The sequence below is a fragment of the Erythrobacter sp. W302b genome, assembly GCF_046452395.1.
Lineage (GTDB): Bacteria > Pseudomonadota > Alphaproteobacteria > Sphingomonadales > Sphingomonadaceae > Erythrobacter.
Genome location: NZ_JBKFDH010000002.1, coordinates 114,441 through 137,540, shown reverse-complemented (window position 1 = coordinate 137,540; position 23,100 = coordinate 114,441). Strand labels below are relative to the sequence as shown.

19 protein-coding genes are annotated in these 23,100 nt (G+C 63.2%); 15 read left to right on the top strand and 4 right to left on the bottom strand.

Annotated elements, in window-relative coordinates; genetic code table 11:
* The first annotated feature begins 43 nt into the window (after window positions 1-43).
* The 7 genes from ACLBKT_RS15230 to ACLBKT_RS15200 all read left to right on the top strand — a co-directional run bounded on the left by ACLBKT_RS15230 (window position 44) and on the right by ACLBKT_RS15200 (window position 8,088).
* Window positions 44-4,261, top strand: a complete 4,218-nt coding sequence (locus tag ACLBKT_RS15230; protein WP_410183830.1) for a strawberry notch-like NTP hydrolase domain-containing protein — start codon at window positions 44-46, stop codon at window positions 4,259-4,261.
* A gap of 98 nt (window positions 4,262-4,359) precedes the next feature.
* Window positions 4,360-4,641 carry a type II toxin-antitoxin system RelE/ParE family toxin gene (locus ACLBKT_RS15225; RefSeq protein WP_410183829.1) on the top strand — a complete coding sequence of 94 codons (282 nt, stop codon included), beginning with the start codon at window positions 4,360-4,362 and terminating at the stop codon, window positions 4,639-4,641.
* Window positions 4,641-4,943, top strand: coding sequence for a HigA family addiction module antitoxin (locus ACLBKT_RS15220; protein WP_410183828.1), 303 nt, complete (start codon window positions 4,641-4,643; stop codon window positions 4,941-4,943). The genes ACLBKT_RS15225 and ACLBKT_RS15220 overlap by 1 nt, the downstream gene beginning before the upstream one ends.
* 224 nt (window positions 4,944-5,167) lie before the next feature.
* Window positions 5,168-6,487 (top strand): chromate efflux transporter, encoded by a 1,320-nt coding sequence (chrA, locus tag ACLBKT_RS15215; protein WP_410183827.1) that lies wholly within the window; start codon window positions 5,168-5,170, stop codon window positions 6,485-6,487.
* A gap of 10 nt (window positions 6,488-6,497) precedes the next feature.
* The gene (locus tag ACLBKT_RS15210; RefSeq protein WP_410183826.1) at window positions 6,498-7,226 is read left to right on the top strand and encodes a superoxide dismutase; all 729 of its coding nucleotides are present in this window, start codon (window positions 6,498-6,500) and stop codon (window positions 7,224-7,226) included.
* A complete protein-coding gene (locus ACLBKT_RS15205) occupies window positions 7,223-7,846 on the top strand; it encodes a phosphatase PAP2 family protein (RefSeq protein WP_410183825.1) in 624 nt (207 codons plus the stop codon). The genes ACLBKT_RS15210 and ACLBKT_RS15205 overlap by 4 nt, the downstream gene beginning before the upstream one ends.
* Window positions 7,843-8,088 (top strand): hypothetical protein, encoded by a 246-nt coding sequence (locus ACLBKT_RS15200; RefSeq protein WP_410183824.1) that lies wholly within the window; start codon window positions 7,843-7,845, stop codon window positions 8,086-8,088. The genes ACLBKT_RS15205 and ACLBKT_RS15200 overlap by 4 nt, the downstream gene beginning before the upstream one ends.
* A gap of 6 nt (window positions 8,089-8,094) precedes the next feature.
* Here the strand turns inward: ACLBKT_RS15200 and ACLBKT_RS15195 are convergent, their stop codons facing one another.
* Window positions 8,095-8,334: a hypothetical protein gene (locus ACLBKT_RS15195; protein ID WP_410183823.1), complete on the bottom strand. Its 240-nt coding sequence runs from the start codon at window positions 8,332-8,334 to the stop codon at window positions 8,095-8,097.
* A 438-nt stretch (window positions 8,335-8,772) separates the two neighbouring features.
* Window positions 8,773-9,516: a transporter gene (locus tag ACLBKT_RS15190; RefSeq protein WP_410183822.1), complete on the bottom strand. Its 744-nt coding sequence runs from the start codon at window positions 9,514-9,516 to the stop codon at window positions 8,773-8,775.
* Between the two features lie 241 nt (window positions 9,517-9,757).
* On the opposite strand from ACLBKT_RS15190, the gene ACLBKT_RS15185 reads away from it, so the two are divergent.
* From ACLBKT_RS15185 to ACLBKT_RS15160, 6 genes are read left to right on the top strand one after another with little or no spacing between them, the layout of a single operon-like run.
* Window positions 9,758-9,847, top strand: a complete 90-nt coding sequence (locus tag ACLBKT_RS15185; protein WP_267619191.1) for a potassium-transporting ATPase subunit F — start codon at window positions 9,758-9,760, stop codon at window positions 9,845-9,847.
* Window positions 9,847-11,856 carry a potassium-transporting ATPase subunit KdpB gene (gene kdpB / locus ACLBKT_RS15180; RefSeq protein WP_410183821.1) on the top strand — a complete coding sequence of 670 codons (2,010 nt, stop codon included), beginning with the start codon at window positions 9,847-9,849 and terminating at the stop codon, window positions 11,854-11,856. Before ACLBKT_RS15185 ends, kdpB begins: the two co-directional genes overlap by 1 nt.
* Window positions 11,857-11,874: 18 nt before the next feature.
* Complete coding sequence (gene kdpA, locus ACLBKT_RS15175) at window positions 11,875-13,533, top strand: potassium-transporting ATPase subunit KdpA (RefSeq protein ID WP_410183820.1); 1,659 nt, start codon at window positions 11,875-11,877, stop codon at window positions 13,531-13,533.
* 13 nt (window positions 13,534-13,546) lie between these two features.
* Entirely contained in the window at window positions 13,547-14,101 is a 555-nt protein-coding gene (gene kdpC / locus ACLBKT_RS15170; protein WP_410183819.1) for a potassium-transporting ATPase subunit KdpC, read from the top strand.
* A 9-nt stretch (window positions 14,102-14,110) separates the two neighbouring features.
* Complete coding sequence (locus tag ACLBKT_RS15165; protein WP_410183818.1) at window positions 14,111-16,750, top strand: ATP-binding protein; 2,640 nt, start codon at window positions 14,111-14,113, stop codon at window positions 16,748-16,750.
* On the top strand, window positions 16,743-17,423 hold the full coding sequence (locus ACLBKT_RS15160; protein ID WP_410183817.1) for a response regulator transcription factor: 681 nt from the start codon (window positions 16,743-16,745) through the stop codon (window positions 17,421-17,423). Before ACLBKT_RS15165 ends, ACLBKT_RS15160 begins: the two co-directional genes overlap by 8 nt.
* Window positions 17,424-17,433: 10 nt before the next feature.
* On the opposite strand, the gene ACLBKT_RS15155 is transcribed toward ACLBKT_RS15160, so the two are convergent.
* Both ACLBKT_RS15155 and ACLBKT_RS15150 read right to left on the bottom strand, forming a co-directional pair.
* Window positions 17,434-18,093 (bottom strand): potassium channel family protein, encoded by a 660-nt coding sequence (locus ACLBKT_RS15155; RefSeq protein WP_410183816.1) that lies wholly within the window; start codon window positions 18,091-18,093, stop codon window positions 17,434-17,436.
* On the bottom strand, window positions 18,083-19,411 hold the full coding sequence (locus ACLBKT_RS15150; protein WP_410183815.1) for a TrkH family potassium uptake protein: 1,329 nt from the start codon (window positions 19,409-19,411) through the stop codon (window positions 18,083-18,085). The genes ACLBKT_RS15155 and ACLBKT_RS15150 overlap by 11 nt, the downstream gene beginning before the upstream one ends.
* Before the next feature lie 247 nt (window positions 19,412-19,658).
* Here ACLBKT_RS15150 and ACLBKT_RS15145 point away from each other — a divergent pair, with 247 nt between their 5' ends.
* Together ACLBKT_RS15145 and ACLBKT_RS15140 are read left to right on the top strand one after the other, a co-directional pair.
* Entirely contained in the window at window positions 19,659-21,752 is a 2,094-nt protein-coding gene (locus ACLBKT_RS15145) for a ParB/RepB/Spo0J family partition protein (RefSeq protein WP_410183814.1), read from the top strand.
* Between the two features lie 82 nt (window positions 21,753-21,834).
* Entirely contained in the window at window positions 21,835-22,785 is a 951-nt protein-coding gene (locus tag ACLBKT_RS15140) for an ArdC family protein (RefSeq protein ID WP_410183813.1), read from the top strand.
* Window positions 22,786-23,100: the final 315 nt, after the last annotated feature.

Sequence of the window (23,100 nt, the reverse complement as noted above, 5' to 3'; positions counted from 1 at the left end):
GGGAGGGGGATGACCTGATGCGGTTCAGCATCAGGAGCAGACCGTGACCGACCTTTTTCAACAATCCAGTCATAAGCTGGACGCCGCAATCACCGAAATCCAGCACGCCATCGCCACCGGACTGGCGAACAAGCCACGCCTGTTTGAGGCAATGCGCCAGCTCTACGGGGAGGGCTCCGCCAACGGTGCCTGGAGCCAGAGGGACGCTTTTGACCTGCTCGAGGCGGCATTGACGCGCCACATGGCCGGACTGCTGAGCAAACCTCAGATGCTGACCCAGATTTCGGAGACCAGTGCGCTTATCGAGGCACTGCCGACACATACGGTCAGAAGTGAAGACCAGATCAGGTACCAGCAATTCTCGACGCCGGCAGACCTAGCAAGCCTAGCCGTGATTTTGGCGCAGCCACTCGCAACTGATATCGTTCTTGAACCGAGCGCCGGACATGGCGCTCTCGTGGCAACTTTGCCCGATGTCAGCGCATTGCATCTCAACGAAATCGACCCGCGCAGGCGTGAGAAGCTGGCTCTGTTGTTTCCCGATGCCAACATCACAGGGATCGATGGAGCCATGCTGGCCTCCCATCTCGACGCGACTGTACGGCCCAGCCTGATCCTGATGAACCCGCCGTTTTCCCGTTCAATGGGACGAGGGGCAGACGAGTTCGCAGCTGTGCGTCATCTGCGCGCTGCCATCATGCGGCTAGGGAAGGGGGGTCGTATCGTCGCGATCATGCCGGACTGGTTCACGACGAGCGCAAAGCTCGCGAAAATCTACGAAGACACCTTTGCCGCTTGCACGGTCCGCACATCCATCCGGCTCGATAAATGCTATCACAAGCAGGGCACCAGCGTGGCCGTGCGCTTGTACGTGATCGACAAGATCCCGGGGCAGATCAGACCTGCAGTTTTGGCGCGGGAGACAGTTGCAGACGTCGCGTCTGCGGTTCCAATCATCAAACGCGTGACAGCCCAGCCCGAATGCGCGTCACGCGCGATCCCACCGAAAGCAAAGCCGAGTGCGCTCTTCAAAGCCATGCGGGCGACGCCGAACGCAAAGCCCGTCAAGGCGAGGGCAGCCCAAGCCCCCAAGATCAAAGCACTGGCGTTCAGTACCCTGGACAAGCCGCGCGTGCTCGGTGAGCAAAGCGGAGTCTACATCCCGTACCGGCCAAGCCGGGTCGACATTGTTGGCGCACGCGAGCATCCGACGCCGCTCGTCGAAAGCGTGGCCATGGGCTCGATCCCGGCACCTATCCCGGATTACGTCCCGGCGCTGCAGGACCGGGTCCTTCAGGAAAGCCTGCTCTCCGAGGCCCAGATCGAAACTGTCATCTATGCCGGGAACGCGTGGCATCAGTATCTGCCTGGCCTGTTCGTTCCGGCTGAGGAAGGCGTTGGCCTGCAACTCGACGAGCAAGGGCGCGCCTACCGCAAAGGCTATTTCCTCGGCGATGGCACGGGGGCAGGGAAGGGCAGACAGATCGCCGCTTGCATCCTTGATGGCTGGCTTGCTGGACGCCGCAAGGCTATCTGGGTCTCGAAGAACGAGAGCTTGCTTGAGGATGCGCGCCGCGACTGGAGCGCCATCGGCGGCCTTGCGGCCGACGTTCAGCCGCTTTCCAACTGGAGGATCGATCAGGCGATTCCGTTTCGCGAAGGGATCCTGTTCGTCACCTACCCGACCCTTCGCAGCCAGCGTCAGGACGCCACCCGCCTGAAGCAGCTGCTCAATTGGGCGGGCAAGGATTTCGACGGTGTCATCGCCTTCGATGAGAGCCACGAGATGGGCGGTGTTGCAGGAGGCGAGGGCGCCCGCGGCACGAAAAGCGGATCGCTGCAGGGCATCGCCGGCGTGCTGCTGCAGAACAATCTGCCCGATGCCCGGGTTCTTTACGCCTCTGCGACCGGAGCGTCGGAGGTCAACAACCTTGCCTATGCTGTGCGGCTTGGTCTGTGGGGACCTGGCACCGCGTTTGCCAACAGGGAAGATTTCATAAGCCAGATCAGGGCAGGGGGCATCGCCGCGATGGAACTCGTGTCGCGGGACCTCAAGGCACTGGGCCTCTATCAGGCGCGCGCACTCAGCTTTGCAGGCGTCGAATACGAGATTCTGAAGCATGATCTGACCGCCGAACAGATCGCCGTTTACGACACTTATGCCGATGCTTGGGCGATCATCCATCAGAACCTTGAGGAGGCGCTGGCTCTGACCGGCGTCGTCGACGAAATCGATGGCGCAACGCTCAACAGCGGTGCGAAAGCCGCAGCGCGAAGCCGGTTTGAAAGCACCAAGCAGCGGTTCTTTAACCAGCTGCTGCTGTCGATGAAGCTGCCCACACTTATTGCTGCCATCAATCTCCATCTGGACCGCGATGAGGTGGTTGTCGTCCAACTGGTTTCGACCGCCGAGAGCATCCTCGATCGCCGTCTCGACAGCCTCTCGCCAGAAGAGCGCGCGGAGCTCGACCTCGACCTCAGCCCGCTCGACGCCGTGATCGAGTACCTCGAGCGCGCCTTCCCCACGCAACAGATGCAGGTGTTCGTCGATGATACCGGCACTCAGCGCTCTGCACCGATGTTCGACGAGGAAGGCCGTCCAGTCCACAATCAGACTGCGATCGCCCGCCGCGGCGATATGATCGAGCACTTGTGCGCAATGCCGCCGATCAAGCCTGCCCTGGACGGGATCATCGAGCACTATGGACCGGAGAAGGTCGCCGAGGTGACCGGGCGCAGCAAGCGGCTCATAAACCAGAGCGACGGCCAGCAGCGTCTCGAGACCCGCTCGCCGCGGACGAACCAGTCCGAGACAGACCAGTTCATGGATGGCAGGAAGCCGATCCTTGTCTTCAGCGACGCGGGCGGCACAGGGCGGTCCTATCACGCCAGCCTTGACGTAGCTTGCCAGAAGCGGCGCATCCATTTCCTGCTTGAGCCGGGGTGGCGAGCCGACCGCGCCATCCAGGGGCTGGGCCGAACGCACCGGACACATCAGGCGAACACGCCGCTATTCCGGCCTGTCACCACGAACTGCAAGGGGGAATTGCGGTTCACCAGCACCATTGCACGTAGGCTCGACAGCCTTGGGGCGTTGACACGGGGCCAACGCCAGACGGGAGGCCAGAACCTCTTTGACCCTGCCGACAATCTCGAAAGCGAATACGCCAAGGCGGCTCTCTCGACCTGGTTTGCCTTGCTGGCGGAGGGCAAGCTCAAGAGCGCAACGCTAACCGATTTCCAGCGACGTAGCGGGCTCAAGATTGTCTCGGAAGACGGCATTCTCGAAGAGGACCTTCCGCCGATCCAGCGCTGGCTCAACCGCATCCTCGCGCTGCCGATCGGAATGCAGAATGCGATCTTCGAAGAATTTCTGGGGCTGGTCGAAGCGCGGGTGTCGGCTGCGCGCGAGGCCGGATCGCTCGATGTTGGCGTCGAAACCCTTCGGGTTGAACAGGCCGAGGTTGTCGAAGACATGGTCCTGCGGACCGACGGGCGAACCGGCGCTACGTCGCATTTGCTGCAGTTGGCTCTCAAGACCAGAGCACGGCCGATCTCCCTTGAGCGTGTCCTTCAGCGCCGCGACTACGCCGACGGCTGCATTCTGCTCCAAAATACCAAGAGCGGGAAAGCGGCCCTGGCCGAACCTTCGCGGCACTTCATGACCGAACAAGGCGAGCTAATCAGGCGAGTTATCCTGCACCGTCCGCTCCGTCGTGAATACCACCACTTCGATGACCTTGCGGAATCGGCCTGGGAGGAAGCCCCCCGCCGTACCTTCGAGAAGCTGTGGCAAAGCGAGGTTGCGGAGCTTGCCGAACGGCTAACGACAGAGACCGTGTACCTTGCGACCGGACTTCTCCTCCCGATCTGGTCGAGCCTGCCTATCGACTATCTGGAGGTCCGGCGCATCGTGGACGAGGAAGGCAGAAGCTGGCTCGGCCGCATGGTCCACGAACTCGACGTGGCGAAGCTGCTCGAGAAATTCGATATTGCCTCCACCGTAGAACTAACCCCGGATACGATCATCAGGGCGCTCGGCGAAGGCCGGACAGTCCCTATCAAGCAGCCGTTCGAGGCGACCATCAAATGCTCGCGTGTGGCAGGGGAGCAGCGCTATGAAATCGTAGGGGTGCCCGCCGAGCAGATACCTTGGCTCAAGAGCATCGGCTGCTTCACGGAGATAATCGCGTTCCGAACGCGGCTATTTATTCCAACAGCGACCGCTTCCTCGGTGATCAGCGATCTGCTTCACGTGTGATCTGCATATTTTGCAAGCTGCCGCCCCAATGACCGAGGTGTAGCTTCAGGGGTTACACTCCTGTTGACTCTTTGTGTAACTTATGGGATTACACCTCCATGGAAATCGGAAGCATCCGCCACAAGGCGCTTCGCAGGTTTGCTGAAACCGGAAAGCCAACCGGCCTGATGGAAGCTGACCGGCTCCGTCGCATGTTGGCGTTCATTGCCTCGGCAGAGAGCCTGGATGAGCTGGCGGTGCCGCCGAATTTTGGGTTTCATCCCCTCACTGGCGACAGGGAGGGATACTTTGCCATGACGGTAACCCGAAACTGGCGGCTGACATTCACAATGATCGACGAACTCACCGTCGCTGATCTTGACCTGGAGGACTATCACTGATGGCTATCAAGCTCCATGACAGCTTCGCGATCCACCCGGGCCCTTGGTTGCTCGAAGAGATCGTGAAGCCTTACAACATGAATGTGTCGAGCACCGCAGATCATCTCAAGGTTACGCGGCCTGCGTTGAGCCGCTTGCTGAATGGCAGGGCTGCGCTGACCCCAGAGATGGCGATCCGATTTGAGAAGGCATTTGGTGTTTCTGCCGCCACCATGCTGCGGATGCAGTCCGCCTATGATCTTGCGCAAGTCAAAGGCGGATCGGAGACGATTTCTATCGAGCGCGTGCGCGAGCCTGCATAGCAGGAATCGGGCCGCCGGTGACTGCGCTTGTCGATGTTCGACGGTAATCGAACTTGCAACAAGTGGGTGGGCAGCTGAATTTTCGTTTCGACCTTGCAGAGACGTGCTCTGCATTTTAAACTCTTTACGACGGGTCGAAGCAACCTCCCGTTCAGGCCGAGAAAAGCCCAAGCGTTGCCTCGTAGCCTTGCCGTTGTTGGCGAGGCCTTTTGTGCGAGGTCATCTTGGCGTCATCGGCTCTCACCCGTCCCATCGCTTTTGTCGATCTGCTGCGGGCGTTCACGCGCATCGGGCTGCTTAGCTTTGGCGGGCCTGCAGGGCAGATCGCGCTGATGCACCGGGAATTGGTGGAAGAGCGAAAATGGATTGCCGAGGAGGATTTCCTCCACGCGCTCAATTTCTGCCACCTGCTGCCCGGCCCGGAAGCGCAGCAGCTCGCCACATGGATCGGGTGGCGGCTGCATGGTTGGCGTGGCGGGCTGGCAGCGGGGTTGCTGTTTGTCATTCCCGGAGCGCTCATCATTCTGGCCCTGTCGGTGCTCTATGCCATCGCCGCCAATCTCGCATGGGTCGAGGCGCTGTTTCTGGGCGTCAAGGCAGCGGTGCTGGCGATCGTGGTGCAGGCCTTGTTTCGGATTGCGGGGCGTGCGCTTGATACCGCATTGAAGCGCGTGCTGGCGGTGGCGGCGTTCAGCGGACTGTTCCTTTTCGACTTGCCGTTTCCACTGATCGTGCTCGGCTCCGGGGTAATCGGCATGGCGGTGGCTGCCAAGCGGCCTGACCTGCTGGGGCTGAAGCCCGGCAAGGCTTACGAAGTCCTGTCCGAACAGCCATGGCGCACCACGATCCTGTCGATCGCTCTGTGGGGAGCAGTCTGGGCCGCGCCGATGTTGCTGATTGCGCTGACGCTGGGGCAGGATCACGTGCTGTGGCAGATCGGCGAGTTCTTCTCGCAGCTCGCCATCGTTACCTTCGGCGGTGCTTACGCGGTGCTGGCCTACATGGCGCAGGAAGCGGTGCAGGGCTTTGGCTGGCTTCAACCCGGCGAAATGGCCGATGGGCTGGGCCTTGCGGAAACCACGCCGGGGCCGCTGATCCTGGTGACGCAATTTGTCGGCTACCTCGCTGCCTTCCGCGCGCCGGAGCCATTCTCGCCGTTTGTCGCCGGATTGCTGGGCGCGGGCCTGACGACATGGGTGACCTTTGCGCCGTGCTTCCTGTGGATCTTCGCGCTTGCGCCGTGGATCGACCGGCTTGGTAATGCCGTGCGCCTGAAGGGTGGGCTCGCAGCAGTGACGGCGGCGGTTGTCGGCGTCATCGCCAACCTCACCGCATGGTTTGCGCTGCATGTGCTGTTTGCTGAGGTGGGCCAGCGCCATTTCGGCCCGCTGCGGTTATATTGGCCGGACCCGACGAGCTTCGAGTGGCGCGCAGGCGTGCTGGCGGCGATTGCCTGCGTGCTGGTGTTCGGGCTCAAATGGTCCGTGCTGCGGGTTCTGATGGCCGCCGCGCTGGGCGGCATGGTTCTGGTCTTGGCAATCTGAGGAGGGCGACATGAGCATCATCACGCGCAGGCAAGCCATTGGCACGGCAGCGCTATCGGCCACGGGCATCGCACTGGCAGGAACGGCAAGCGCAGCCTCGGCGCAAGGCCCTGCCGCATCCGCTTCCCGCGCCGGTGCCTTTGCCGGCAAGCACACACCGAAGCCGCTGCGGTTCAACCCGGCTAAGCTCACCGGCCTCTCCGAACGGCTGATCACCTCGCACTGGGAAAACAATTATCAGGGCTCGGTGCGCGGGCTCAACACCATCGAGACCCGCCTCGCCGCCGCCATGGCCGATCCCGACTTTACCCCGGTCGCCTATGCGGGGCTGAAGCGCGAGGAACTGCACCGCACTGGATCGGTGGTGCTGCACGAATATTACTTCGATGCACTTGGTGGCAACGGCAAACCGGGCGGCTCGATTTACGAGGCGCTCGATGACTGGTTCGGGAGCTTTGATGCGTGGGCAGCCGAATTCCGCCGCACCGCAATGTCGCTCGCGGGCGGATCGGGCTGGTGCATCCTCAGCTACAACCGCAACACCCGGTCGCTACACAATTACTGGGCCTTCGATCACATGCATGGTGCAGCCACCGGCGCGCCGCTGATCGCGCTCGATATGTATGAACACAGCTTCCACATGGATTACGGCGCGGCCGCAGCGAAATATGTCGATGCCTTCATGGCCAATCTCGATTGGGAAGTGGTGGACGCACGTTATCGGGAGGCAAAAGCGTGAAGGATCGTTCCGCAAATCGCCTCTTGATCATTACCGTGTTAGCCCTCGCGATCGGCGGCGCAAGTCTCGCAGTTCAGGGACCATTGCTGGGCGATGACGGGGCCACGCGCACATTGCAATCGCTGTTTGGCGATGCGCCGCGCTGGGCTGGATGGCTGACCGACACGGCCAAGCCACCAATGGTGATTGCAACTATGGGGGTGGGGGCCGGGCTGGCATGGCTTGCTGCTGGCTGGCGCTCAGCGCTTTCTGTACCGCTCGCCTTCGCCCTCGCCTGGCTGATCGACAAGGGCTTGCGCGCTGTTATCTTTGCGCCGCGACCGTCCCCGGATCTGGTCGCGGTTGCCAGTGCCAGCAGTTCCAGCGGGCTGCCCTCCACCTTCGGACTGGTCTATGGCAGCATCTTCGGTGTGGTTGTCTTTGCGGCAGCGACGGGCAGGTCGGCCATCGTGCTACGCGCTCTTGCGCTCGCTCTGACCCTCGCCGGAGCAGCGGCCCGGGTGGTGCTCGGCGGGCACTGGACAAGCCAGATGGTCGCCTCGGTTTTGCTGGGCCTGCTGGCGGCCGCTGCCGCAAGCGCAGTTGTCTATCGATTGCTCATGAAGGAGGTCGCACGATGACAGAAGAACCCCAGCAGCACTGGTATCGGGTCTATTCCGACAAGGCACCCAGCGAGGTCAGCTGGTTCCAGAGCGAACCGCGCCCTTCGCTCGCCGCGCTTGCACGCTTTGATGTGCCCCACACAGATCATTTCGTCGACATCGGAGGGGGCGCCTCCAATCTCGTCGATGCCTTGCTGGCAGACGGGTGGAGCGATGTGACGGTGGTCGATATTGCTGCCCCTGCGCTGGCGGCGGCATAGGCCCGACTAGGAGAGGCGGCAGCGGGCGTCCACTGGGAGGTCGCCGACATAACCCGCTGGAACCCGCCGCGCCGCTACGGGGTATGGCATGACCGGGCCGTCTTCCATTTCCTGACCGAGCCGGAGCAACGGGCCGCCTATCGTCGCGCGCTGCGAGCTGGAACCGCCCTCGGTGCACTTGTCATCATCGCCACTTTCGCGCCCGATGGGCCAGAAAAATGCAGTGGTCTGTCGGTGCAGCGCCATGATGCTGCAAGCCTTGCAGCTGCACTCGGGAGCGAGTTCACGATGCTCGACGACTGGCGCGAGGAACACCTCACCCCGTGGGGCGCTGCGCAGAAATTTAGCTGGTGCTTATTCAGGCGGGCAAGCGATTGATCAGTTCCGTGCCCGTTTGGTTAGGCCAAACTCGTTATGAGCGACTGAATTGGGGCTGTGACCTGAATGGCAGATCCTTCTCAACGAAGGCAGCTTCCAATCGTTCGGCCTATGGTGGGGGAACCTGCCAGTCAGCTTCTGCGCGTTTCTCGTGGGCAGATGACATTCAGAAATCGACCCCAATCCGACCATCGTGGTGCTGACCGATTCTTCCAACGGAATGCGTCAGAACCGCGCCGAGATGCCTGCATAGACCTGCAAGTCCGGCGACGCCTGATTGAGGCCCAAGTTTCCACCGACGTCGATCTAAAGATTGTTGTTCAACAGATGGCTGATTGCCGCATCAGCTGAGTATTGCCGCACCGTCCCTGACGGATCCCAGTTCTGCGCGGTCCACAGTTCGAGCGCCATCGTAGTGCGCGGGGCCAGCGGATAGGCGAGGTTGACCAGACCCTGAAACTCGATGTGGCGATTGTCGGGCTCCAGACTGTCGGCGAGCAACGCAAATTGCGGCACCAGCGTCAGCGTCGCAGCGCCTACGGGAACCTGAAAGGAAGTCACGAGGCCGCCCTCCCATTCGCCATTGCCGATCCCGCGCTCCGCGGTCGGGACTTTGACGAAGGGGACTACGGCAATTTGAACGCGGTCGCTGGGATCGGTCAGGCGCTGCTTGAAGCGCACCGTCAGATCGCCCACCCCGCGCTGGGTGACGGTCTGCCCGGCAACGCGGCTGCGTACTTCGACCTGCGGGGCGAGGTTGAATTGGATGTCGCTGCTATCGGTCAGGCCGAATTTCACGGTCGGATTGGTGTAGAGCAGCACATCGCTGCGCTGCCCGCCCGTCTCCGACCGAGTCCAGAAAATTGCATCGCTTTCCACCTGGATCATCCCCTTGGGGACGGTGCAGGTCGCGGTGCCCTTAGTAGGGCGATCCGTGCAGATCGGCGCAGGTTCCGCAATCGGTCCGGCAAGGGCATCTTGAGCGGACAGAGGTGCAGCAGCAAACATCACAGCGCAGGCCGCGGCGGCAGGGGAAAACCGGAAACGCATTGTGGAAGCTCCTCATTGCGGCCTGCGCGCCGCTCGATGGCTGCATTCATCGTCCTGCCGCGCCTTAAATCGCCATGCGGAATGCCGCGCCAATGCGTGAAATCTGCGTGAAAAGGCTCCTCCCACGGCCACCCAGGTAGCCCGATTTCACGCAGATTTAATGCACGAGAGCCGTTTCCCCCGGCGAGATTTCACGCAGCCTTGCCCCATTGGCCCTTTTGCGAATGCGAAAGGAGCCTTCATGACCTTCGACCTTCTGCTGGCGGCGCTGGTGGCGTTGGGCCTGCTTGTTTACCTCGGCATCGTGCTGCTTCGACCGGAGCGGTTCTGATGGCTGCCGCTGGCATGTTCGACCGCGCGCTGCTCGCTCCTGCCGCGCGCGATGCTTTCGTCAAACTCGATCCGCGCACGCTAATGCGCAATCCGGTGATGTTCACCACGGCGGTTGTCGCAGCGGCGGCAACGCTGATCCTGTTCTACCACCTATCGATAGGCACCGGCGACGCACTGTTCGAAGGCCAGCTCGTGTTCTGGCTGTGGGTCACGGTGCTGTTCGGGAACTTCGCCGAGGCGCTTGCAGAAGGTCGCGGCAAGGCGCAGGCGGCGAGCCTCAGGGCGACCAAGGATCAGCTGACTGCCTGCCGGATCGGGCGGGACGGGTTGCTGGACCAGGTGCCTGCCACGCAGCTGAAGCGCGGCGATGTAGTGCTGGTGGTCGCAGGCCAACAAATTCCCGCCGATGGGGAGGTCGTCGCCGGTGTCGCATCGGTCAACGAGGCCGCCATCACCGGTGAGAGCGCCCCGGTCATCCGCGAGGCGGGCGGAGATCGCTCCGCCGTCACGGCGGGGACCACGGTGCTGTCCGACGAAATCCGGGTGAAGGTGACGGCGGAACCGGGCAGCGGTTTTCTCGATCGGATGATTGCGCTGGTCGAGGGCGCGAGCCGCCAGAAGACGCCCAATGAAATTGCGCTCACCATCCTGCTGACGGGCCTGACGCTGGTGTTCCTGATCGCGGTCGGGACGCTGCCTGCATTTGCCGCCTTTGCTGGGGGCAGCATTCCCATCCCGGTGCTGATCGCGCTGTTTGTGGCGCTGATCCCGACCACGATTTCCGGGCTGCTGTCCGCCATCGGCATCGCAGGCATGGACCGGCTCATTCGCTTCAATGTGCTAGCTAAATCGGGCCGCGCGGTGGAGGCAGCGGGCGATATCGGAACGCTGCTGCTTGACAAGACCGGCACGATCACGATCGGCGACCGGCAGGCGAGCGAGTTCGTCGCGTTGACCGGGGTGGCGCAGGCAGACCTGATTTCCGCCGCCCGTCTCGCCAGCCTGGCCGACGAGACGCCCGAGGGTCGCTCCATCGTGGTTCTGGCAGGCCAAGGCGAACCGCTTGCGCCCGACGCGGAGGTGGTGGGCTTCACCGCCCAGACCCGGGTCAGCGGCATCGACCAGCAGGGTCGCAGCATCCGCAAAGGTGCGGTCGATGCCGTTCTGAGGCTCGCGAGCTTTCCCGAACCCGCCGTCGTGGAGCTGCGCCGCATCACCGACAAGATCGCGCAGGCCGGGGGCACGCCGCTGGCGGTGACTGAGAACGGACGGCTGCTCGGCGCCGTCCACCTCAAGGACATCGTCAAGGCGGGCATCCGCGAACGCTTTGTCGAGCTTCGGCGCATGGGCATCCGCACGGTGATGATCACCGGCGACAATCCCCTTACCGCAGCCGCCATTGCCGCCGAGGCAGGGGTCGATGATTTCCTCGCCGAGGCCACCCCCGAAGACAAGCTCGCCTACATCCGCAAGGAACAGGCCGAGGGCAAGCTGGTCGCCATGTGCGGCGATGGCACCAATGATGCGCCTGCGCTCGCCCAGTCCGATGTCGGCGTCGCCATGAACACCGGCACGCAAGCCGCGCGCGAGGCAGGCAACATGGTCGATCTCGACAGCGATCCGACCAAGCTGATCGAGGTGGTCGGCATCGGCAAGCAATTGCTGATGACCCGCGGCGCGCTCACCACCTTCTCGATCGCCAACGATGTCGCGAAGTATTTCGCGATTCTGCCCGCGATCTTCGTGGTGCTCTATCCGGGCCTTGGCGCGCTCAACGTGATGGGGCTGGCAAGTCCCAACAGCGCGATCTTGTCCGCGATCATCTTCAACGCGATCATCATTCCCCTGCTGGTGCCGCTCGCTCTGAAGGGCGTGGCTTATCGCCCCATGCCAGCAGCCAGCCAGTTGCTGCGCAACCTGGCGATCTATGGTGGCGGCGGGGTGATTGCGCCGTTCGTCGGCATCAAGCTCATCGACCTCGCTGTCGCCGGCCTCGGCCTCGCCTGAGCCGCAAAGGAACCTGACATGCTTGCAAGCATCCTCACCATTGTTCTCATCGTCGGCGGCACTGTGCTGCTGTCCTGGCCGCTGGGCCGATACATGGCGGCGCTTTTTTCGGGCCGGTTTAAGCGCGCCGACCGGCTGTTCGCGGCAGCCACCGGTGGCGGGGGCGAGCAGGACTGGAAGCAGTATTCGCTCGCGCTCATCGCCTTCAACGTGGTGATGTTCACCTTCGTTTTCGGACTGTTGGCGACCCAGCATCTGCTGCCCTTCAATCCTGACGGACAGGGCGCGGCCAGCCTCGACCTCGTGTTCAACACTGCCGCCAGCTTCACCACCAACACTAACCTTCAGCACTATTCGGGTGAGAGCACCTGGAGCTATCTTGCCCAGCTTGGCGGGCTAATGTGGCTGCAATTCGTGTCGGCGGCGACCGGGATTGCCGCCTTGGCGGCGCTCGCGCGGGGGATCGGGGGGCAGGCCAGCATGGGCAACTTCGTCCTCGATGTGCAACGCGCGAGTTTCTGCGTGCTGCTGCCGCTCGCGATGCTGCTGGCGAGCACCATCGCGCTGGCGGGCGTGCCGATGACGCTGGAGGGCGCGGCCTCGGTGACGACGCTGGAGGGCGCAGCCCAGACCATCGCGCGCGGGCCTGCGGCAGCTTTTGTCGCGATCAAGCAATTGGGCACCAATGGCGGCGGGTTCTTCGGTCCGAACTCCACTCACCCGCTCGAAAACCCCACCTTCTGGTCGAACGCGCTGGAAATGGTCGCGATCATTCTGATCCCGATGGCCTGCGTGTGGATGTTCGGGCGCATCATCGGCCGCCCCAAGCACGCAGCCGTTATCTTCGGGGTGATGGCCGCGCTGCTGGCGATCAAGCTGACCGCCGCCGTGACCTTCGAAACCGCGCCGACCCAAGCCTTCGCCGATCTCCCGGTGCAGCAGGACGTCGGCAACCTCGAAGGCAAGGAGCTCCGCCTCGGCGCTACCACCGGCCCGCTGTGGGCGGTGCTTACCACCGCAACCAGCAACGGATCGGTCGGCGCGATGCACGACAGCCTCAATCCGCTGACCGGCCTGGTACCGATGGCCGGGATGTGGCTCAACGAGACCTTCGGCGGCGTCGGCGTCGGCATGATCAACATGTTCCTCTACATCGCACTCGCCGTGTTCGTGGCGGGGATGATGGTGGGGCGCACGCCCGAATACTTGGGCCACCGCATCGAAGGCCGCGAGATGCGGCTCGTGGTGCTCGCGCTGATCGCACATCCGCTGCTAATCCTTGGCGGCACCGCGCTGTTTGCTGCGACACCGTGGGGCCTCGACACGCTGAACAACATCGGCGCGCATGGCTTTTCTGAAATCCTCTACGAGTTCAGCTCGGCCGCCGCGAACAATGGCTCAGGGTTTGAAGGACTGGGCGACAACACCCCTGCCTGGAACATCGCCACTGGTCTCGTCATGCTGATCGGGCGCTTCCTGCCGATCATCGTGCCACTAGCCATCGCCGGATCGCTGATGGCCAAGCGCCGCAGCGCCGAGAGCGCTGGCACTCTAAGCGTCGAGGGGCCGACCTTCGGGGTGATGCTGTTCATCGTCATCCTGATCTTTGGCGCGCTCACCTTCTTCCCCGCCGCCGCGCTTGGCCCGATTGCCGAGCATGTCACGCTAATGCGCTAAGGAGCACTGACCGATGCAATATCTTCTCCCTTCGCTCCGCCTGTGGCTGGTAACCTTTCTCGTCTGCGTCGTCGGCTACACCGCGCTGGTGCTGGGCTTTGCGCAAGCCATCGCGCCGTTTCAGGCGAATGGCTCGATCATCTCAGCCAATGGCCGGCCAGTCGGCAGCCAGTTGATCGCGCAGGACTTCACAAGCCCCCGATATTTCTGGCCGCGTCCCTCGGCCGTGGATTACAACGGCATGGGTGCGGGCGGCAGCAACAAGTCGTCGACCAGCCCGGAGCTGACGGAGCGGGCAAAAGAGATCGTCGCCCGCTACGGTGCGACGGCGGGTAACCCGATCCCTGCTGATCTGGTCGCAGCCTCGGGTGGCGGGCTTGACCCACATATCAGTCTGGCGGGCACGCTCTATCAGGCTGACCGGGTTGCCGCCGCACGCGGAATGGCCGCTTCCGAGGTCAAGCGTCTGATCGAAGCCAAAGCTGTCAGCGCCGCTGGCCCCTTCGCGCCCGAGCGGATCGTCAACGTCCTCGAACTCAATCTGGCGCTCGACCAACTGGCGCAGTAGGCGAGAGAGATGGACGAGCCGCGCCCCGCCAATGATGCCGAGCGATTCCTGCGCCTTGCACAGCGCGAGGCGCGCGGGCGGCTCACGGTCTATCTTGGCGCGGCACCAGGCGTCGGCAAGACCTACCGAATGTTGCAGGAGGCCGCGCGCAGGCAGGCGGAGGGTCTCGATGTGCTGGTCGGCGTTGCCGAGACGCACGGGCGCAGCGATACTGCGGTGCAGCTCGAACCCTTCGAAGTGCTTCCGCGCCGGGCCATTGCCTATCAGGGCCATGCGCTCGATGAATTCGACATCGACGCCGCGCTGGAACGCCGCCCCGGCCTGATCCTCGTCGACGAACTCGCCCACACTAACGCGCCCGGCAGCCGCCATCCGAAACGCTGGCAGGATGTCGCCGAATTGCTGGTATCGGGGATCGATGTCGCCACCACGCTCAACATTCAGCACATCGAAAGCCTCAACGATCTCGTTGCCGGGTTCACCCATGTTCGGGTGCGCGAGACAGTGCCCGATAGCATTCTTGATTCCGCTGAGATTATTGTCGTCGATCTTCCGCCCGAGGCGCTGATTGAGCGGTTGCGCGCGGGTAAGGTCTATCTCGCCGACACCGCTGGGCAGGCGCTCACGAACTTCTTCACGCCTTCGAAGCTAGGTGCCTTACGTGAGTTGGCACTACGCTATGCAGCGGGCTCGGTGGACCGGCGGCTTACCGATCAGCTCGCGCTCGCCGGCGACGACGGCGACTATGCTGTCGGCGAGCGTATTCTGGTGGCAGTCAGCCCGGGCAAGGGCGGCGCGCAGGTAATCCGCCACGCCAAACGCCTCGCCGATCTTGCCTATGCTCCATGGACGGCAGTGGTGGTCGAGAGCGGCGGTGCGCGCGGGGTCGCAGGGACACAACGCGAGCAGCTCGCCGAGAACCTGGCGCTGGCATCGTCATTGGGTGCGGCGCTGATGACAGTGGCGGCAACCGACGTAGCGCAGGCCCTGGTCGATCAGGCGCGCGAGCTTCGGGCCAGCCAGATCGTGATCGGCAAGAGCCGCCGCAGCCGCTGGTTCGAATGGCGGCACGGTTCCATTGCTCAGGACATGATCCGTAAAGCGCGGGGGATCGCGGTGCAGGTGGTGCCGCTGGAGGAGGCCGATGAGCGCCCGGCACGAGCGAGTGATTATCATCCGTGGCGCGCGCCCCTGTCGGCATTGGCGATTGTCGCGGCAACGGTCGGCCCGGTGTTTGCAGCGCAAGGCTGGCTGCCCCGCGGGGCCATCGACATGCTGCTGCTGGTGCCGGTGATCATCGCCGCGAGCCTGCTGCGGACCTATGCCGGATTGTGGGCGGCGGGGTTTGCGGCGCTGGCCTACAATTACTTCTTCACCGAGCCGCGCTTCACGCTGCTGATGAATGACACTGCCGATGTAATCACCTTTGCGGTGCTGGCGCTGGTCGCCGGTGTGATCGGCGCGCTGGCGGGCAAGGTGCGTCGTCAGGCCGAAACCAGTGCCGGGGTCGCCCGGCTGAACGCCTCGCTCGCGCGATTTGCCGGTTTGCTCGGCGGGCTGTCAGATCGGGACAGCACCGCCGCTGTCGCCTGCCGCGAGATCGGCGCGCTGCTGGCTGTCCAAGCGATCATCGTCAGCCTCGAAGGCGACCGGCTGACCGTGCGCGGCAATCCGGCCCACACCGTGCTCGACCTTGTCGATGAGGCGGCAGCGCGCTGGACGCTGGAGCGCGGCGAGGTGACCGGGCGCGATACCGGCACGCTCAATGCCTCCGACTGGCAGTTCCATCCGCTCCAGACTGCGCTCGGGATCATGGGGGCCCTAGGGGTCGCGCGCCCCGAACAGGGCCGGATCATCCGCGCCGACGATGCAACGCTGCTTGCCTCGCTGATCGATCAGACTGCGCTGGCGCATGAACGTCTGGTGCTGGAGGACGAGGCCCGGCAGGTCGGCACCCTGCGCGAACGGGACCGGCTGCGCGGCGCGCTGCTCGGCAGCATCGCCCACGACCTGCGCACCCCGCTCACCTCGGTCATCGCGGCTGCCGAAGCGATCCCGGCAGAGGGCGCCTTTGCCGAAGAAGTGCTGATCGCGCGCAGCGAAGCACGCCGCCTGCAACGCTTTCTGGGTGATTTGCTGGAGGCTTCCCGAATCGAGGACGGCGGGGTCAAGCCCCGCATCGAGAGCATCGATCTTGCCGATGTGATCCATGCTGTTCTGCGCGATCTGCGGCAGAACCGCGATGGCGCCAGGGTCGTGACCCGCATCGATGATGATGGCCCGCTGATCGCCAGCGATCCGGTGCTGCTCCGCCATGCGCTGATAAATCTGGTCGATAATGCGTTGAAGTTTTCGCCCGAGACCAGTGAGGTGGAGATCGTCCTGGAATATGCCGAAGGCCGGGCGGTGTGCCGGGTGTGCGACCGGGGGCCGGGCCTGCCCGCGCAGCACGATGGGTTGTTCGAGCGCTTCGAACGGCTCGAGGGCAGCGACCGCGTCGGCGGAACCGGATTGGGACTGTGGATCGCCAAGAACCTCGTCGAAGCTGTTGGCGGTGCCATATCGGCCATTAACCGGCCCGAGGGCGGGGCTGAGTTTGCGATCAGCCTTCCGGCCTTGAACCCGCGAGACGAAGCTGACGATGCGTAAGGACGTGCTGATCATCGACGACGAACCCGCCATCCGGCGGCTACTGATCGGTGCGCTCGACCGGGCTGGTATTGCTCACGTCGAAGCCGCCACCGCCGCCGAAGCATTGCGCATTGCAGGGGCTGTGCCCGCGCCGCTGGTCGCCTTGCTCGATCTGGGCTTGCCGGATCGAGACGGGTTGGAGGTGGTGCCGCAGCTTGCGGCGCTTGGCCTATCTGTGATTGTCCTCACCGCCCGCGACGCGACCGAGGAGAAGGTCGCCGCGCTCGACCTTGGCGCTGACGACTTCGTGACTAAGCCCTTTGACAGCGAGGAGCTGCTGGCCCGTATCCGCTCGGCCCTGCGCCGCAAGGCGGGGCCGCTATCGACCACGGCGCGGCGCGAGTTCGCCGGCGGACATATCGACCGGGATGCGCACGAGGTTACTGTCCGGGACACACAAATCGACCTTACCCCGCGCGAATTCGATCTGCTCTGGACGCTCGCCGATCATACCGGGCGGGTTGTGACGCACGAGCGTCTGCTGGAACTGGTCTGGGGACCGGCCCACCGCCATGATCTCAATTACCTGCGCGTGGCGGTGCGGTCGTTGCGCCGCAAGCTGGAGTCCAATCCGGGCGAGCCGCAGCTGATCATCAATGAGCCTGGCGTGGGATACAGGGTCGCAGGGTAGCGACCGGCGGTCAGATCGCCGAAAATCGCTCCAGATCCTTGATCTTGCCTGACACCACCAATTCGTCGTCCGGGAAGATGATCGTGTCCGGCACGGCGTGGATGAAAGCCTCGCCCTTCCTTTTCACGCCCACCACGGTGACATCGTATTTCTTGCGGCAGGCGCTGGTGACGAGCGGAAGCCCGATGATCGGCTGCGGAGCGGCCAGACGCGCGATGGCGAATTCATCGTCGAAGGCAATGAAGTCGAGCAGCCGTTCGTTGAGTAGGTGGGCCACACGCTCGCCCATGCGTTCTTCGGGGAAGACCACATGGGTCGCCCCGATGCGCTCGAGGATGCGTGCATGATTGGCGTTGCTGGCCTTGGCCCAGATATTGGTGAGGCCCATGTCGGCCAGCGCCAGCACGGTCAGGACACTCGCCTCGATATCGCTGCCGATGCCGACTACCGCCGTGGCGAAATCGCCCGCGCCCAATTGGCGCAGCACGGCGGGATCGGTGCAGTCCGCTTCGACCACCTTGGTCAGCGCCTCGGCATGGTCCTGCACCAGATCGGGGCTCATATCGACCCCCAGCACCTCGGTGCCCATGCTGGCGAGGCGGCGCGCGACCGCCCCGCCGAAGCGGCCCAGCCCCACGACCAGAACGGGTTTGCGCGTGTCAGCCGACAATGAGGTTCTCCTTGGGATATCGATAAAGCTGCGGGCTGCTGCCAATCGCCAGCGCGGTGGCGAAGGTAATCGTGCCGACCCGTCCGATAAACATCAGCAGCACAATCACGACCTGCGCCGAGGGCGGCAGATCGGCGGTGATGCCGGTCGACATGCCGACCGTGGCAAAGGCTGAAATGCATTCGAACAGCACTTCGTTCAGCGGCAGTGCGGTGATCGAGACGATGTAGGTGGTGGCGGCAAAGACTAGGGCCGCGGCTATGACGGTGACGGTCAGCGCCTGCCGCTCGACCTCGTGGCCGAAGCGGCGGCCAAACAGCCCTACATCGCGGCGGCCCAGCACTTCGGACAGCACGATGGCGAACAGCACCACGAAGGTGGTCACCTTGATCCCGCCCGCCGTGCCCGCGCTGCCACCGCCGATGAACATCAGCAGGTAATTGACCATCAGCGTCGATTCCCGAAACGCACCGACATCAAGGCTGTTGAACCCGGCAGTGCGCGGCATGACCGAATGGAACGCCGCGTTAAGCACCTTGCCGCCGAAAGCCATCGGCCCAAGTGTGGAATGATTGTTCCATTCCATCGCCAGAATCGCGACGAACCCCAGCACCAGCAGTGCGGCTGAACCATAGACCGTGACCTTGGAATGCAGCGACCACCTTCGCCAGTCGAACCGTTTGTCGCGCAAATCCTGCATCACTGGGAAGCCGACCGAGCCAAGAGTGATCGCGGCCATGATCGGGATCAGGATAAGCGGATCGGTCTGGTATCCCATCACGCTGTCAGCATGGGTTGAAAATCCGGCATTGTTGAACGCACTGATGGCGTGGAACATCCCGTTCCACAGGGCTGCTGCAAGGCTCATGTCATAGGCAGCGGCCATGCGGATGGTAAGGACAACCGCCGTTACTGCCTCGACCGCCAGTGTCACGCCAATCACCAGCTTCAGCACCGACAGCGCATCGCCGCGCTCCAGTCGCCCCCGCTCCACCTGGGTGGCGATACGGTCGTGCAAACCGAACCCGCGCCCCGCAAGCAGTCCGAACAAGGTCGCCGCCGTCATGATCCCCAGCCCGCCGATCTGGAACATCAACAGGATGGCCACCTGGCCGAATGGCGACCAGTAGCTGCCGGTATCGACCACCACCAGCCCGGTGACCGCCACCGCCGATGTGGCGGTAAACAGCGCGGTCAGGAACGGTGCGCGGCTGCCGTCAGCCGTCGCAATGGGTAGGCTGAGCAGCAGCGTTCCGATCGCGATGGCAAGCAGAAACAGACTCGGCACAAGTCGGATCGGATTGCGCAGCAACTTCATCCCGCTGGATTGGCGAATGTTGCTCAGTTCGGCAACCTTGATGCAATTAAAGCAGTCGGCGCGTTGCAAAAAACCACCGCGATCCAGTCATGAGCGGGTTGTATTCCGCCCCCCACTGCATGCCACGCTTTCCATCCGCGGGACGACAACGACTAACCTTGAGGTCTGCGTGAAACGCAGATCAGAAGGGGAGGGGGAGGGGATGTGTGCCCGGGTGATTGCCGGGTGTACATCAGGAGTCACGACCATGCTTATTCCCTTTTCCCGGCTCTATCTGAGCGATGCCAATGTGCGCAAAACGCGCAGCGAAGAAGACGATATCCAGCTATCCGCCGACATCGAAGCACGCGGCCTTTTGCAGAACCTGCTGGTCACCAAGAGCAAGAAGCGCGGCAAGTTTGCCGTGATCGCCGGTGGCCGCCGGTTGCGGGCCATCGAGATGATTGTCGCGCGCGGTGCGTGGGACCCCGACACCGAGATCGAATGCAAGCTGCTTGAGGGCAGCGAAGAGGAAGCCGGCGAGGCCTCGCTTGCCGAAAACTTCCAGCGCGTCGGGATGTCACCGGCTGAGGAATGCCGCGCCTTCCAGCACTTCATCAAGGAAGGCAGCGATGTTGCCGCGGTCGCCAAACGCTTCGGTCTCACCCAGCGCTTCGTGGAAGGCCGCTTGCGGCTTGCCAACCTTGCCGAGCCGATCTTCGAAGCACTCGCCAAGGGCGATGTCACCCTCGAGATCGCCAAGGCTTACGCCGCGACCGATCAGCACGAGGTGCAGCTGCGAGTCTTTGAGCAGATGCGCTACGCCTATAACCCAAGCGCCGATGCCATCCGGCGGATGGTGGCGAGCGGTTCCATGCGCGGCAATGACCCAATCGCGCTGCTGATTGGCGAAGATGCCTATGTGGCCGCCGGCGGCAAGATCGAGCGCGACCTCTTCAGCGAAGCGGCAGATGATCGCTGGATCGACATCGAGATCGCTCACAGACTTGCGGCCGAGAAGATGGAGACCGAAGCCCAGCGTATCACTGCCGAGACGGGCCTTGCCTGGATCAGCCCGGTGGCTTCGACCAATTCATGGCAGGCGCGCAGCGAAATGGGCGTCAATGCTGTCCGGCTGCCGCCCGCGCCGCTCTCCGAAGAAGCACGAGCCCGAATTGACGCGATCGATGCCCGCATGGAAGAAATCAGCGAGATCATCGACGAAGGCCATGAAGGCGGTGAGGCCGATTTTGGGCAGCTCGAGGCCGAGTACGAGGATCTCGATGCTGAGCGCAGTGATCTCAATAATCCGGTGCGCGAACTGCCCGAAGAATGGCGCAGCGAGGCCGGACGGTTCCTCGTTCTCACCACCCGCGGCGAAATGGTGCTCGAGGCCGACTACTATAGCGAAAAGCGCCTTTCGTTCGAGACTGATGAGAATGGCAAGGTGACAGCGACGGCCGAAGAGCCGGTGCCAGGTTCCACCAAGCGAGGCAGCGCCGCACCTTCCAGGCCCGAGGCAGTTGCGCCGGGCACGGAAAAGCCGATCAGCGCCCGCCTCTTCGACGAGCTTTCGGTACAGCGCCGCAATATCCTGTCGGCATCGCTGCTCACCGATGCGGGGCTCGCGCTCGACTTCGCCATCTTCGCGCTGGCTGACAGCCGCAGCTATGAGGTCCGAGGAACCTCGATCAAGGGCGGACGACCGAGCGATCCTGTGACCGGAGAACTTTCGCAGTCCACAGCCGAAGGGATTCTCGCCGAGGCCGAAAACGCGCTCGACACGGCATGGCAGGAACATGGCTGTGCAGCCCAGCGCTTCATTGCCTTCCGCGAACTTGTCGACGAAGCCAAGGCGGCGTGGCTCGCCTATGCGGTGGCCATCTCGCTCGAAGCCAAGAAGGGCTATGGTTCGGAATACCATCCGATCCATGCTGTCATCGGCAGTATGCTCGACATCGACGTTGCAGCGATGTGGCGCCCGACAGCCGAAAATTTCTTCGACCGCGTGAGCAAGACCTCGTGTCTTGCGGCACTGACCGAAGTCGGCGGCAGCGATCTTGCGGCGCGTTATGCCGCATCGAAGAAGGCTGACCTTGCCAAGACCTGCGAGACGATCTTCGCCGGGAAGGCGATCATTGAACAGGACGTCAAGGAAGCAGCGCTGGCCTGGTTGCCTGAAGGCATGAAGTTCACGATTGGTGCCAATCCCGCTGATCCGGTCATCCCGGACACCGACGAAAGCGACCCTGTCGCCGACGTCTGCGATGGCGATGACGGTGAAGCCGACAGCGAGGCCGGCGAGCTGATCGATGACCATCAACCTGAAGTCGCCTTTGAAGAAGCGGCGGTAGCCGCCTGAGGCGGCAAATCACCCCTCCTGATGACCTGGCCCGGCCACTCGCCTGAGTGAGCCGGGCCTCTTTTTGTTGAGGAGTAGGCCAATGCGCCAAAGACCCAAGCGCGACGTCGCGCAGGAAATCACCAATCTGATCATCAAGACAATTGAGGCCGGAACGCTGCCGTGGCGCCGACCCTGGAAGAAGACAGGTATGGGCGGAGCGCCGCTGCGCGCTGCAGGCGTCCCCTACACAGGGATCAACCGCCTCTATCTTTGGGCGGTCGCCGACCACTATGGTTATGGCTCACGCTACTGGATGACCTGGCGCCAGGCCATCGAGCTTGGCGGACAGGTCCGCAAGGGCGAGACCGCCGAGCCGAGCATCTACTTCAACAGCACGAAGAAGACTGCGATCGACCAGGCGACCGGTGAGGAATCGTCGAAAACAATCCGCTTCATGCGCGCCTACAGCGTGTTCAACGCCTCGCAGATCGATGGCCTGCCGCCCCATTTCTATCCGAGTCCGGTGCCCGAAGCGCCGCCGACGCCCTCGCAGAAGGCCGCTGCCATCGAGCGCTTCTTCGCACCCGTCCCGGCTGATATACGCCTCGGCGGAGACCGCGCGTTCTACTCGCCGGGCGCTGATTATATTCAGCTTCCGCACCCCAATGTCTTCAACACCGAAGACGGATTCGTGGCCACGAAAGCGCACGAACTCGGCCATTGGTCGGGCCATGCCTCGCGGCTTGCCCGCGAATTTGGCAAGCGTTTCGGCGACAAGGCATACTCTTTCGAGGAACTGGTGGCCGAGCAAGTGAGTGCCCGGATCTGCTACGAACTGGGCCTTCCGGCAGACCTCCACGAAAGCCATGCCAGTTACGTCTCGCACTGGCTGGAGATCCTCAAAGCGGACAAGACGGCGATCATCACCGCGGCTGCGAAGGCCGATCAGGCGTTCAACCATCTTGCGGCCTATTCGGGCTACCAGAGCGAACCTGCGGAGGATGAAGGGGAGGAAGCCGATGAAACGGCGCCAGTTCCGGCTTGTGCTTGAGCCAGCCCCCGAGGAGGTCGTTCGCCTCACCCAGCTTCACCGTTATGCCGGCGATGTTGCAGGCCGGGGGAGGGCGCCCCTTGGCGGTGTGCTGGCTGAGTATATCGCAGGCCTGTTTCCCCTAAGGGATCCACGCGAGGTGCTGGACGGTCTTCTCGGCAAGGGGGAAGCCGGTTGGTCACTTGGCACAGCTCCGGCTCAAGGCCGATCGCTTGTCATTCAGACAACTGAGGCGGGCGTTGCGGTCTCGGCTGTTGCGCGAATCCTCGAGCAGATTGCGCCAGGCACGCTCCTGCGACCGATGATCTACGAACC